At 68.8% G+C, this 13,013-nt stretch carries 13 protein-coding genes; 4 read left to right on the top strand and 9 right to left on the bottom strand.

Translation table 11 applies throughout. The features are described 5' to 3' along the window. Nucleotides 1-202 precede the first annotated feature (202 nt). Nucleotides 203-1,831, top strand: a complete 1,629-nt coding sequence (locus RZE79_RS21325) for a DUF4139 domain-containing protein (protein WP_319356714.1) — start codon at nt 203-205, stop codon at nt 1,829-1,831. Between the two features lie 18 nt (nt 1,832-1,849). On the opposite strand, the gene RZE79_RS21330 is transcribed toward RZE79_RS21325, so the two are convergent. From RZE79_RS21330 to ylqF, 7 genes are all read right to left on the bottom strand, one after another. After that, entirely contained in the window at nt 1,850-4,039 is a 2,190-nt protein-coding gene (locus tag RZE79_RS21330; protein WP_319356715.1) for a TonB-dependent receptor, read from the bottom strand. Nucleotides 4,040-4,076: 37 nt separating this feature from the next. Beyond that, nucleotides 4,077-5,552 carry an ABC transporter permease subunit gene (locus RZE79_RS21335; protein ID WP_319356716.1) on the bottom strand — a complete coding sequence of 492 codons (1,476 nt, stop codon included), beginning with the start codon at nt 5,550-5,552 and terminating at the stop codon, nt 4,077-4,079. 15 nt (nt 5,553-5,567) lie between these two features. Continuing rightward, the gene (locus RZE79_RS21340) at nt 5,568-6,968 is read right to left on the bottom strand and encodes an ABC transporter permease subunit (RefSeq protein WP_319356717.1); all 1,401 of its coding nucleotides are present in this window, start codon (nt 6,966-6,968) and stop codon (nt 5,568-5,570) included. A 4-nt stretch (nt 6,969-6,972) separates the two neighbouring features. Then, entirely contained in the window at nt 6,973-7,677 is a 705-nt protein-coding gene (locus RZE79_RS21345) for an ABC transporter ATP-binding protein (protein WP_319356718.1), read from the bottom strand. 118 nt (nt 7,678-7,795) lie between these two features. Beyond that, nucleotides 7,796-7,945 (bottom strand): type B 50S ribosomal protein L36, encoded by a 150-nt coding sequence (ykgO, locus tag RZE79_RS21350; RefSeq protein ID WP_013542562.1) that lies wholly within the window; start codon nt 7,943-7,945, stop codon nt 7,796-7,798. Nucleotides 7,946-8,049: 104 nt separating this feature from the next. Then, nucleotides 8,050-8,514 carry a transcriptional repressor gene (locus tag RZE79_RS21355; protein ID WP_319356719.1) on the bottom strand — a complete coding sequence of 155 codons (465 nt, stop codon included), beginning with the start codon at nt 8,512-8,514 and terminating at the stop codon, nt 8,050-8,052. Between the two features lie 54 nt (nt 8,515-8,568). Continuing rightward, entirely contained in the window at nt 8,569-9,546 is a 978-nt protein-coding gene (ylqF, locus tag RZE79_RS21360; protein WP_319356720.1) for a ribosome biogenesis GTPase YlqF, read from the bottom strand. Between the two features lie 216 nt (nt 9,547-9,762). Between ylqF and RZE79_RS21365 the strand changes: the two genes are divergently transcribed. From RZE79_RS21365 to RZE79_RS21375, 3 genes are all read left to right on the top strand, one after another. Continuing rightward, nucleotides 9,763-10,365 carry a cell envelope protein SmpA gene (locus tag RZE79_RS21365; protein WP_319356721.1) on the top strand — a complete coding sequence of 201 codons (603 nt, stop codon included), beginning with the start codon at nt 9,763-9,765 and terminating at the stop codon, nt 10,363-10,365. A 162-nt stretch (nt 10,366-10,527) separates the two neighbouring features. Beyond that, nucleotides 10,528-10,956, top strand: coding sequence for a CBS domain-containing protein (locus tag RZE79_RS21370; RefSeq protein WP_153282906.1), 429 nt, complete (start codon nt 10,528-10,530; stop codon nt 10,954-10,956). Nucleotides 10,957-11,061: 105 nt separating this feature from the next. Beyond that, nucleotides 11,062-11,421: an HPF/RaiA family ribosome-associated protein gene (locus tag RZE79_RS21375; RefSeq protein WP_319356722.1), complete on the top strand. Its 360-nt coding sequence runs from the start codon at nt 11,062-11,064 to the stop codon at nt 11,419-11,421. A 60-nt stretch (nt 11,422-11,481) separates the two neighbouring features. Here RZE79_RS21375 and RZE79_RS21380 read toward each other — a convergent pair whose 3' ends face one another. After that, on the bottom strand, nt 11,482-12,408 hold the full coding sequence (locus tag RZE79_RS21380) for an SDR family NAD(P)-dependent oxidoreductase (protein ID WP_319356723.1): 927 nt from the start codon (nt 12,406-12,408) through the stop codon (nt 11,482-11,484). A 115-nt stretch (nt 12,409-12,523) separates the two neighbouring features. Continuing rightward, nucleotides 12,524-12,904 (bottom strand): response regulator transcription factor, encoded by a 381-nt coding sequence (locus RZE79_RS21385; RefSeq protein WP_319356724.1) that lies wholly within the window; start codon nt 12,902-12,904, stop codon nt 12,524-12,526. Between the last annotated feature and the right edge of the window lie 109 nt (nt 12,905-13,013).

Here is a 13,013-nt window from a genome sequence, read left to right on the forward strand (position 1 = left end):
AGTGAGGCCCACTCTAGAAAGCCGGGCCGCCGCGCGCCGTCTCTTGGGTGACCGATTCGCCGCCGGCAGATGCCTGCGCGACAGCAGCGCGCCCGCGTCACATCGGCGTCATGAAAAAAACTTGGCAACGCCTTAACCCCGTTCGCCCGCCTCGTCCGTAGAAGCAGAGATTCGTCACTGACTTTCTTCCGGAAGGCTTTCCATGCACATACCGTTCTCCGCCCGTCCCCTCCTGCGCGCCACCGCGATCGCGGCCCTCTGGCTGGCCGCGGGCGTCGCTGCCCACGCGCAGCTGCAGGCCGATGCCTCGCGCATCACGCAGGTGAAGGTCTATCCCGGCAGCGCCGCGGTGGAGCGCGTGGCGCGCGTCGCGGCGGGCAGCCGCTCGGTCACTTTTGCCTGCCTGCCGGCCGGTCTCGACGTGCAGAGCCTGCAGGTGTCGGCCGGCGCGGCGGTTCGCGTGGGCGAGACCTCGGTGCTCAGCGAAGCGCGCGAGCTCTCGGCGAACTGCGCGACCAGCGCGCTCGACGGCCGCATCCGCGAGCTCGAAGACCAGAAGGCCGCGCTGCAGGCCGAGACCGATGCGCTGGGCATGGTCACCGGTTACCTCAAGGGGCTGGCGGGCGGCGAGTCGGGCCCCGGCGCGCGTGCACCCGTCGACGCGCGCAACCTCACAGCGGTGACCGATGCGATGCGCCGCTCGGGCCAGGACGCGCTGCTCAAGCAGCACCAGATCCAGCGCCGCCAGACCGACCTCGACCGCCAGCTCAAGCCGCTGCTGGCCGAGCGCGGACGCACGCAGGGCCAGGGCGCGCAGGTAACGGCCGTGACGGTCACGCTGGCCGCCAGTGCCGATGCCGACGTGAAGCTCAGCTACCAGGTCAACGGCCCGGGCTGGACGCCGAGCTACCGCGCGCTGCTCGACACCACGACGCGCAAGGTGCGCATCGAGCGCCAGGCGCTGGTGGCGCAGGCCACGGGCGAGGACTGGCGCGGCGTGAAGCTGGTGCTGTCCACCGGTCAGCCGCGCCGCGAGACCACGGGGCGCACGCCGAACGCATGGCGCATCGGCATCGAGCCGCCGCCGCGCACGAATGCCGACGCGGCGTACATGGCCGCGCCGATGGCCGCCGCCCCGGCGCCCATCGCCGCCGATCGCAAGATGGCCATGGAGCGCGTGCGCGAGCCGCTGTTCGACGTGAGCGTGTTCGACAACAGCTTCGCCACCGAATTTGCCGTGCCGCAAAACATCGACATTCCTTCCAACGGCCAGCGCGTGACCCTGGCGCTGGGTCAGCACGAAGACACGGCACAGCTCGCCGCACGCACCAGCCCGCGCGTGGACCCGAGCGCCTTCCTGGTCGCCGAGATGGCACAGCCCACGGGCGTGTGGCCGGCCGGCCCGATGCAGCTGTACCGCGACGGCAACTTCGTCGGCCAAGGCCGCTGGAACGCGCCGAGCGACGCGAAGCTCACGCTCTCGTTCGGCCGCGACGAACTGGTGCGCGTGCAAGTCGAGCCCGAGCGCGACAACCAGGGCTCGGGCGGCTTCGCGGGCTCGCGCGCAGAGCGCCAGGTTCAGCGCGCCTACGTGGTCGAGAACCGCCATCGCACGCCGATCGCCGTGCAGGTGCTCGAGGCCGCGCCGGTGTCGGTCGACGAGCAGGTGCGCGTGACCACGCGCTTCTCGCCGCAGCCGGTTGATCAAGCGTGGAACAAGCAGCCGGGGCTGGCGATGTGGCGCTTCGATCTCGACGCGGGGCAGACGGCGCGCGTGTCGGCGGACTACACGATCGGGTATCCGAAGGATGCGCGGTTGCAGATGCGCTGAGCGCGCACCGCGGCGACGTCAGAAGTCGAACTTCGCCGACACCTCGAAGGTCCGCCGCGGCGCCAGCAGCACCTGGCTCGCGGCGCGGCCGGTCCAGGTCGCATAGAGCCGGTCCGTCAGATTGCGCACGCGGAAACTCAGCAGTGCGTTTTTCAGGCGATAGCTCACGGCCGCATCGACCGTCGTGAAGCCGTTGATGCGAATCTGATTGGCGTTGTCGGTGTACATCGGCCCCGTGTGATTCAGCGATGCGAAGTATTCGAACTTCGAGCCATCGGGCCGGTAGGTGACGAAGATGTTGGCCATGCGCTCGGGCACGTTCGGCGGGGTCTTGCCCACGCGCGAGACGTTGCCGGCTTCCACCAGTGTGTCGAAGCGCGCATCAAGCGCCGCCAGGTTGCCCGCCAGCGTCCATTCGCGCGTGGGCTTCCACACGGCCGACAGCTCGAGGCCGCGCGACGACTGGCGGCCGTTGTTCACGGTGGTGGCGGCGTTGTTCGGGTCGCGCGAGAGCACGTTGTCGAGCTCGATCTTGTACAGCGCCGCGGTCCACTCCAGGTTGGCTGCGGGCAGGCTCTGCTTGAAGCCCACCTCGGCCTGCTTGCCGCGCGACATCGGGAACGCGGCGTTCGACGCCGACAGCAGGAAGAGCGAACCCACCGGCAGCGTGGCGTTGGTGTACTGCGCATACAGGCTCGACTGCGGCGACAGGTCGTACACCGCGCCGATGCGCCCCGAGGTGGCGCGGTAGCTCGCGCCGAAGCGCGCGACGCTGCCCGCGTTCAGGTCCCAGATGCGGCGGTCGACCTCGGTGCGGTCGTGGCGCAGGCCGCCGACCAGCGTGAGGTCGCGCATCGGCTTGAGCGCGTCTTCCACGAAGACCGAGGCGACCTTCACGCGCGAGAAGGTGTCGGCGCGGTTGCCGGCGCCGGTGGTCAGCGCGGGGTTGTCGTCGAAGTAGCCGGTGTACGGATCGAACACCGGTACGCGCAGTTGCATGGCAGTGGCCGCGCTGCTGTTCGAGAAGCGGCGCTGGCTGCCGAAGCGCGTCTCGCTGTATTCGCCACCGACGACGAAGCGGTTGTCCAGGCCGGCGATCTTCCCCTTGTGCGTGGCGTCGAAGCGGTCGAGCCAGAAGTCCTGGTCGTGCGTGATGAGCGTCTGGTCGCGCGCGATGCTGGCCGGCGGCACGAAGGTGGCGCTCTCGGAATTGCGGAACATGCGCTTCGACTGGTTGGCCGAGAACTCGTTGCGCCACGACCAGCCGCCGCCCGCCTGCCCCGTGAGGCGCGCGCGCAGCCAGTAGGTCTCTGACGAGTTCTCGTCGTCGCGCACGTTGTAGTTGGTGCGCGCCATGCGCCGGTCGATCACGCGGCCGTCGGGCGTGCTGACGACATTGGTCGGCTGCGTGGCGAAGCTGCGCGGCACGAGCGGCGTGCCCCAGTAGGCGTCGTTGTCGTCGCGCAGGTAGTCGAACGACAGGTCGAGCTTCACCGAGCCGCCCAGGTCCACCAGCAGGCCGCTCGTGAAGTGGTCGATGCGCTCACCGTTGCGGTCGATGGTGCCCACCTGGGTGTCGTTGCGGCTGTAGTCGAGCCGGTAGGCACTGGCCTCGCCCAGCGCGCCGCCGAAGCCGAAGGCCGCGCGCGAAGAGCCGTAGCTGCCGTACGAAAGCAGCGCCTCCTTGTGCGGGTTGCTGCGGTCGGGCCGCTTGGTCACGAAGTTGACGATGCCGCCGATGGCGCCCTCGCCGTCGAGCACCGAGGCCGGGCCCTTGAGCACTTCGATGCGCTCGTAGTTCCAGGTGTCCTGCACGCGGTTGGTGACGCCCGCGCCCGAGCTGCGCACGCCGTCGTAGAGGTACATGAGGCTGTTGAAGCCGCGCAGCGACAGCGTCGTCGGCGACGAGGGCGGGCCGCCGCCCGACAGGCCCGCCATGCCGCGCAATGCTTCGCTGAAGGTGCGCGCGCCGCGCTGCTGGATCGCGTCCTGCGACAGTATCTCGACCGAAGCCGGCGTCTCGCGCACCGACAGCCCCAGGCGCGAGGCCGTGCTGCTCGACTCGTCGAGGTGCAGGCTGTTCGCGTCGCGGCTGCCTTCGATGGTGACGGTGCCGAGTTCGGCGTTGCTGCTGCTGCCTTGCGCGGAAGCAACCTGGAAGGCGGTGAAGGCGGCCAGCGCGACGGCGGTGCGGGTGAACGGGGTCATGGAACGGTGCAGTGAAGGAAATGGAAAAGGCGATGCATCAGGCGACCGAGAAACGCCGCAGCCGCCAGGCCGCGAGGCCGAACAGCAGCAGGCTCGGCACCAGCAGTTGCAGCACGGTCAGCGCGGCCTGTCCGCGCACGAGGTCGGCGGGCTCCTCCTGCCATGCGAAGGTGGGCATGCGCTCGAAGTCGGCCGGCACGAGCGCGTCGCGCGCATCGATGCGCGGGAAGAAGAAGGCCTTCCACGCTTCGTGGTGCGCCACGGTCTGCGCGTCGAAGCGCGCATGGCGGCGTGCGCCGTTGCCGGCCAGCGCGGTCATGCCTTCGTAGGCCACGGCCGCCGGCGACACGGCGCCGAAGCGGCCCAGCAGTGCCTGCTGTTGCGCCTGCTGCGCATCGAAGCGCGCGAGCGCGGGGCGGATCGCTTCGTCGACCTCGCGCTGGATGCGGTAGTTGGCCAGCGAGCGGCCGGCGATCTCGATCTTGCCGTCGCGCGGCACGAGGATGGCGCCCTGCCCCACGTGCTGGTACTCGGTGCCCAGCAGGTCCTGGTGGCGCTTCATCGCCTCGGCTGTGACCACGCGCTGGCGCGTGGCCAGCTCGGTGCGCGAGGGCGCGGGGCTGGCCTGCGTGACGGCCAGGTTGAGCAACACCGGCGCGACCAGCACCAGCAGCACCCAGGCGATGACAAGCACCATCGCATTCGTTGCCGACGAGGCGCCGAAGGCGTTCACGGCCACTACCAGCGCGAACCAGAACAGCGCGTAGGCGCCGACCAGCAGCGCCCACCACAGCGTGGCGCTGCCCGCGCCGCCCGCCGTGAGCCCCGCATGGCGTGCGATCCACAGCACGGCCACAGGCAATAGCACGGCCGGCCCCAGCAGCACCGCGGCGCGCACCGTGAGCTTGCCCGCGAGCAGCGTGCGAAGCCGTAGCGGTTGCGACAGCAGCAGGCGCAAGGTGCCGTTCTCGCGCTCCGCCGACAGCAGGTTGTAGCTGAGCGCAAAAATCAACAGCGGGAGCAGATAGACGATAACGAAGGCCAGGTCGAAATGCCCGCTCAGCAGGTGCCACGGGTTCTCGATGTCGCTCGGGTTCATGAACACGACGCGGCTCTGGTTCGTGACCTCGTACTGGCTCGGGAACAGGTCGCTCTGCCCCAGCGCGACCGGGCCCAATGGCGCAGTCGGCAGCAGCACGTGCTGGCCGCCGTAGCTGCTCGCCATGCGCGAGGGGTCGGCCGGGTTCTCGAAGGGCGTGGGCTGCGCGGTGCCGGCGAAGATGGCGTCGAGCAGCGTGCGCTGCGCGGTGCGTGTGTCGCGATCGGCCTGCGCCACCGCGGCCTGCGCGCGGTCGCGCTTGGCGGTCTGCAGCAGGCCGTTGCCGAGTGCATAGGCCACGAGCAAAAGGAACAGCGCGCCGACGACCCACAGGCCACGCTCGGCGAGCATCAGGCGCACTTCCTGGCGCATCACGGCCAGCAGGCGGCGGCCTTGGGGAGGATGGACGGACATGGGTGGCATCCCCTCTCAGAGCGCGCGCTGGCGCAAGGTGGCGAAGGCCGCGAACGCCGCCGCGAGCAGCAGGCCGACGCACAGCACGAAGAAGCTGCGCGCCTGGTGCCGCAGCGCCCACCCCGCCCCCGGCGGGTGGTAGTCGAAGGGCGGCACGGTGGCCCAGAGGTCGGCCGGGGCCTGGTAGGAGAAGTGGCGGTCGCCGAGCGGATCGGCATGCGCCACGAGGTCCTTGCTCATCAGGTCCTGGATGCTGCGGCGATGCTGCTCGGCCGCCGTGGTGAAGCGGCGGTGGTGCGAGAAGTCGGTGCCCGCCATGCCCATCGAGAAGCTGCGCACCGCGAGCAGCGGCAGCAGCAGGCCGCTCCACTCCTGCACTTTCTGCTGTTGTTCCCAGGTGTCCCACAGGCGGCCGTAGTGGCGGTCGTACACGGGGTACGAGGCTTGGTCGTCCAGGCGCAGCGCGATGCCCCACTTGCTCAGCGGCACGTCGCGGCCCCAGCGCTCGGTGGTGCCGAAGTTCTGCTGCCAGACCTGGTTCGACACGGCCTTGAGTTCCGCGCCCAGCGCCTGGTTGAACTCCAGCCGCGTCGGGCTCGGGAACCACGTGCGCGAGAGTTCGGAGAGCACGCGCGGCGCCATCACGGCCTGCCCGATCCACAGCGCGAGCAGCACGGTGATGGCCATGCGCGAGGTGGCCGACAGCGCCGACACGCCCAGCACGAGGCACACGAAGATGCCGAGGTACACCGCGTAGCCCAGCGACCAGGCGCCCAGCCGCAGCAGCGCATCGATGCGCCCGCCGGGTTCCGCGCCCACCGCCACGGCAACGGCCGCGACCAGCGCCGCCGGCACCAGCAGCACCGCGAGCAGCGCCGACAGCGCGAGCGCCTTGCCGGCCAGCAGGCGCAGCGGCGCCACGCCCAGACTCAGCGTCTGGCGCAGGATGCCCTGCTCGCGCTCGCCCGCGAAGGCGTTGAAGCCCAGCACGATCACCAGCAGCGGGCCGAGCACCTGCAGGATCCAGCCCACCGACAAATTGCCGAAGCGCTGCAGGCCCGTCGCGTCCTGCGCGGCATTGAACTTGACCTCGCTCTGGCGGTGCGCCTGCAGCCACACGGTGCTGCCGATGTAGGGGTTGATGCCCGCATCGACCATCGACAGCGGCGGTTCGGGCTTGAAGGCATGCATGCCCTGGTGCGCGGCATCGTGCGGGTGGCGCTTGTCCTGGTGCAGCCAGTCGCGGTAGTCCATGGCCTGCGCGGCCACCTGCTCGGCATGCGCGCCGCGCTGGTGCGCCCAGCCGACGGCGAGCGCGGTGAAGAGCAGCACGGCCACGAGTCCGCCGGCCCAGTACAGGCGGCCGTCGCGCAGGCGTTCGGTGAATTCGCGTCGGGCGATCCAGCGCATCAGCATCTCGTCAGGCCCTCATGTGTTGAAGGTAGAGCGACTGCAGATCGGTCTGGCCGATCTGCGCGCCGTCGAGGCTGTCGACCAGCCGGCCGCGCTTCATGATCCCGACGCGCGTGGCGGTCTGCTGCGCATGGAACAAGTCGTGCGTGGTCGTGAGCACGGCCACGCCGCGGTCGGCCGCGCGGCGCAGCAGGTCGGAAAACTCTGCCGCGGCATGCGGGTCGAGCCCCGAGGTGGGCTCGTCGAGCAGCAGCGCCTTGGCCTGCTTGGCCAGCGCCACCGCGATCCACACCTTCTGCCGCATGCCCTTGGAGTACATGCTGACGCGCTTGTCGGCGGCCGAGTGGTCGAGCCCCACCTCGGTCATCAGCGCGAGCAGGCGCTCGCGCGGCAGTTCGTGGCCGAGCGCCAGGCCGGCGAAGAAGCGCAGGTTCTCCAAGCCCGAGAGCGTGCCGTACAGCGTGACCTGCTCGGGGATGTACGCCACGTCCTGCTTGGTCGCGACCGGATGGCGCGTGACGTCGGTGCCGTTGATCTCCACCGTGCCGTCGGTCGGTGCGATGAAGTTCAGGAACAGGTTGATGGTCGTCGTCTTGCCCGCGCCGTTGGCGCCCAGCAGGCAGTAGATGTCGCCGCCGCGGATGTCGAGGTCGAGACGGTCCAGCGCGGTGTGCGCGCCGTAGCGTTTGGTGAGGCCGGAGGCTCGGAGCATGGCGGAGGGATTCCGATGGAAGAAAGAAAGGAAAGACGCGCGCAGACACGCCCCGGCGTTCGCACGCCGATGCGGTCATCGAGGGGAAATGAAGGCTGGCGGCGACGCCGCCAGGCGGTCAGCGCTTGTTCTTGTTTTTCGCGCCGCCCTGCCGCGCCTTGAAGCGCGGGTTGGACTTGCAGATGACGTAGGTGCGGCCGCGCCGCGTCACCACCTGGCAATCGCGGTGGCGCTTCTTGGCTTCTTTGAGCGAGGACAGGACTTGCATGGACGTGACCGGGGAGTTCGTTCGGACACGCGAATATACGTTATTGCGAATTCATTCTCAATAACTTTATCGACCTTCCCCGGCACTCCGGGGCCGCACTGCCGTCAGTGCGGCGGGTGCGCCTTGGGTGCTTTCGCACCGGCCTCGACGCACACCGCGCACAGGCCATGCAGCGTGACCTCGTGGTGCGTCACCTGAAAGCCCTTGGGCGCCAGGTCGTGCATCGGCCCCGGGCACGCGTGCAGCAGGAACACCTGCCCGCAGTGCGAGCAATGGAAGTAGTGATGGTGGTGGCGCCCTGCATCGCCGCTCTCGCCGGCGCCGTGCGAATGGTGGTCGTGCGGGTCGGCCTTGCAGGCCACTTCGTAGCGCGCCGGTTCGCCCGGCAGCTCGACCTTGGCGATCTCGCCGTCGGCCAACAGCAGCGCGACCTGGCGGTACACCGTCGACAGGCTGATCTCGGGCACGATGGCCCGTGCGTGTTCAAGGATTTCGGGGGCGGTCAGCACGCGGCCAGCGTCGCTGAAGGCGGAGAAAACGGCGTTGCGCTGGCGCGTGAGACGTTGCATGTCTCGATGATAGGGGCGGCTCGCGCGGCCTTCAGCGTGCCGCGCGCAAGACCTTCACTCGTCTGCCGTGCGGCTGGCGTCCGCTTCGGTCGCCTCTGGTTTCTGCTTGCCCTTCTTGCCGCGCGCCGCCTTCTTCGCGGCGCGCTCGGCGTCGGCGCGCTGGCCGGCGGCCAGCCATTGCGCGAACTCTTCGGGCGTCTCGAGCGTGATGCGCCCCAGGTTGCCGGCGCGGAACTCGTGCATCACGATTTCGGCGGCCTTCTGCAGGTTGACCTTGCCCTTGCCCAGCAGCGCCCCGCGCTTGCGGCCGATGGTATCGAGCACGTCCTCGTCTTTCATGGACGCCAGCGTGGCCGCGTCGAGTTCCGTGAGCTTGAAGCGCGCCACCAGGCCCTCGGCGTAGTTCGCCTTGAGGTAGTCGAGCAGTTCCAGCGCCACCTCTTCCTCATCGAAAGCATTGCGCCCCACCGCGCCGCTGGCCGCGAGGTTGTAGCCGCTCTTGGGCACGATGATGCGCGGCCACAGCATGCCGGGCGTGTCCCACAGGTAGAAGTCGTCGGCCAGCGTGATGCGCTGCTCGAGCTTGGTGATGCCGGCCTCGTCGCCGGTCTTGGCCTTGCGTCCGCCCGTCAGCGTGTTGATGAGGGTCGACTTGCCCACGTTGGGAATGCCGCAGATCAGCACGCGCATCGGCTTGGCCATGCCGCCGCGGTTGGGCGACAGCTCGTGGCAGGCCTTGACGATCTGCTGCGCGGGCGTGGTCTGGCTCGCATCGAGCCCGATGGCGCGCGTGGCGGGCAGCGCGTTGTAGTGCGCGAGCCAAAGCTTCGTGCGCTCGGGGTCGGCCAGGTCCTGCTTGTTGAGCACCTTCAGCGTGGGCCGCCCGGCCGTGAGTTCGGCCAGCATCGGGTTGGCGCTGGAGCCGGGCAGGCGCGCGTCGAGCAGCTCGATCACCACGTCGATGTCCTTCACCCGTTCGGTGATGGCCTTCTGGGTCGAATACATGTGACCGGGGAACCACTGGATCGCCATCGATGGATGCTCTTTCTTTCGCGCTGTCTGGAAGGGGACCGGCCTCGCAGGCCGGGTGCGCATTGTGAACCGGGAAACGGCCGGATTCCTCGATGCTTCACTTTTGATAGCGCCAACTGGCGTATTCACTGGCTTTCTGGCTGCCCGATCACCCCTAGAATCCGCGCGGCTGCGCCTGCAGCCGTTTCAAAAAGTCACAACGAGGGAGATCCTTTCATGGTCCAGCGCCTTGCCGCCGCCGCCCTGCTCGCGGCCACCACCATCCTGTCCGCCACCGTGGCGCATGCCCAGCGCCCGTCGCCGCCGCCCGGCCCGCTGACCGACGGTTTCCTGTGCTGCAACATGCGCACGTACGGCGACTCGATCAGCGACATCAACTACGACGAACAGGGCACGCGCATCGTCGCCGTGGGCACGCCGGCGCGCATCACGGCCTACGACTTCCGCTTCTTCAACGTCGATCTCGCAGGCAAGCCGCAGCGCATCAAGAACGACTACAGCCGCAACATCACGCTGATCGACTTCGCCAAGCGCTACGTGGTCACCGAAGACCCGAAGCGAAAGATCGCGAGCTTCCCGCCCGCGGTCGGCGCGGCCATCGTCGCGGGCAAGGTGATGCCCGGCATGACGCGCGAACAGGTGCTCATGGCCATCGGCTACCCGGTGGCCGGCGAGAACCCGAGCCTGGACGCGCCGGTGTGGCGCTACTGGCGCGACAGCTGGTCGGAGTTCCAGGTGGCCTTCGACGAAAAGGGCCTCGTGAAGAACGTCGTGGGCGACGCCGTGGCGCTGAGCCGCGTGCTCGCCACCGCGCCCTGAGTTCCCTCTGAAAGTCGCCGGGGTTCGTGTGCACGGCGTGACACGCGCAACACCCCGCAGGTTTTTGCATCGCGCGGGGCGGTTCCGCCCCTATGATTTGTCCGAAGCACGGCACCGCCACATGCGTCGGCCGGATCGAAACCCCTGAATGGAGTGCCCGCGATGAAACCTGTCTCCGAACTGCTCAAGCGCCACGATTCCGCCGCCTGGCGCACCGCGCCCGACACCAGCGTGTTCGACGCGCTGGCCACGCTGGCGCATTTCGAAGTGGGCGCGCTCATGGTGATGGACGGCGAGAAGCTCGTGGGCTTTCTGTCCGAGCGCGATTACACCCGCAAGGTGGCGCTGCAGGGCAAGAACTCCAAGGAGGTGAAGGTCGCCGAGATCATGACGCCCGACGTGATGACCGTCACCCCGCAGACCCAGACCCACGCCTGCATGGCGCTCATGAGCCAACGCAAATTTCGCCACCTGCCCGTGGTCGACGGCGACAAGGTGGTCGGCATGATCTCGATTCAAGACCTGATGGACGACATCATTTCCGAGCACGAGCAGACCATCACGCAGCTGACCTCGTACATCCAAAGTTGACGCGCCGGCCTGAGCCCAGGCTGATAAGGGCATCGCACCTACGCACAGGGGTACTCTTCAGGTGCACAGTGAAGGCTTGTTCACCATCCAGCAGGAACATCCGCAATGCAGATTCAGGTCAACACGAGCAATGGCATCACCAACAAGGACACGCTGGAGCGCTGGGCCGACACCGAGATCAAGCAGCACCTGAGCCGTTTCGTCGAGGACGTGACGCGCGTCGAGGTGCACCTGAGCGACGAGAACCACGACAAGGCCGGCGCCGGCGACAAGTGCTGCGTGATGGAGGCGCGCCTGGCGCATCACCAGCCGCTCGCGGTGACACAACACGCTGCCAGCCTCGACGAGGCCTTCCGCGGCGCGGCCGACAAGCTCAAGCGCCTGCTCGACAACACGCTGGGCCGCCTCAACCACCGCACACGCGATTCGATCCGCAAGGACGGCGAAGGCTTCGTCGCCGAATAGCCCGGCGCTTCCACCAGGGCCCGCCAGGCAGCGCGGGCCCTCTCAGGCCCGCAGCGCGGCTCAGCCCCGGCCGGCGTTCGCCATGCCCTTGGCCACTTCATTCGCGCCCTGGGCGGCACCGCTCTGCGGCACGGCCTCGCCCTCGCGCGCAGTCACTTCCGACAGGCGCGCGGCCAGCTGCTCGGGCGTGTCGGCGGCAATGCCCAGCCAGGCGCCCTGCGTGAGCGTGATGTGCGCGGCCTCGAAGGTGCCGGCACCGGCACAGAGGATGGTGCGGTTGGGCGCGTCCTGCGCGGCCAGCACCAGCATCGCGGGCACCACGGCTTCGGGGCGGAAGGCCTCGAGCATTTCCTTGGGGAACAGGTCTTCCGTCATGCGCGTGGCAGCGGTGGGCGCCAGGCAGTTCACGCGGATGTCGTTCTTGGCGCCTTCGATGCTCAGCGTCTGCATGAGGCCCACCAGCGCCAGCTTGGCAGCGCCGTAGTTGCTCTGGCCGAAGTTGCCGTACAGGCCCGACGACGACGTGGTCATCACGATGCGACCGTACTTCTGCTCGTTCATGAGCGCCCAGACGGCCTTGGTGCAGTTCACGGCGCCCATCAGGTGCACGTCGACCACGAGCTTGAAGTCGTCCAGCTCCATCTTGGCGAAACTCTTGTCGCGCAGGATGCCGGCGTTGTTGATCAGGATGTCGACGCGGCCCCAGGCGTCGACCGCCTGCTGGACCATGGCCTGCACGGCCTCGAAATCGGTCACCGAAGCGCCATTGGCGATCGCCTCGCCGCCGGCCGCCTTGATCTCGTCGACCACCGCCTGCGCAGCGCTGACCGAGCCGCCGGAGCCGTCGCGTGCGCCGCCCAGATCGTTGACCACCACCTTGGCGCCGCGCGCCGCCAGCGCCAGCGCGTGCTGGCGGCCCAGGCCGCCGCCCGCGCCGGTCACGATGGCCACGCGGCCCTGGAAGTCGATGGAGGTGCTGTTGCTCATGAGGTCTCTGCTCGCTGTCTGTTGGGGGTTGGAAAAGACGGGCGCCGCGGGGCGGCAACCCGGCGTTTTACCTCAGTTCCCCGCCCCGTTCGCGCCCGCGCAGCCCCGCGGCGAGTCACCCATGCGACGGCTGGACCGTGGCGCAGTACGCGACCAGCTGGTCGAGCTCGGCCGATTTGTCGAAGAAGGCGTCGGCGCCCAGCTGCTGCGAGCGCTGGCGCATGTCGGCGGTGGCGTAGTTGCTGAGCACCACCACCTTCTGGTGCGGGGCGCGGTGGCGGCAGGCGTGGATTACGGCCAGCCCGTTGCCGCGCTGCAGGAACAAGTCGATGATGGCCAGGTCCCAGTCGCGCTGGTGGTGGCTCAGCCAGTCGAGCGCTTCGTCGGCCGTGCTGGCCGACGCGACCACATGCGCATCGGCCACATCCTCGAGAAAGCCGACGAGGTTCTCGCGGATCACGGGGCTGTCCTCGACCAGGTAGGCATGGAGCGTCATGGTGAGTGTCCCGGATCCGAAGCTTGGCTGCGCATGACGCCATCTTCCGGGTTACCCACTGCACTGCGGTGAGCCGGACAGGCCAATGGCTGTAGGCCATCGGCCAGCG

It is taken from the genome of Variovorax sp. EBFNA2, from assembly GCF_033802765.1.
Classification (GTDB): domain Bacteria; phylum Pseudomonadota; class Gammaproteobacteria; order Burkholderiales; family Burkholderiaceae_C; genus Variovorax; species Variovorax paradoxus_H.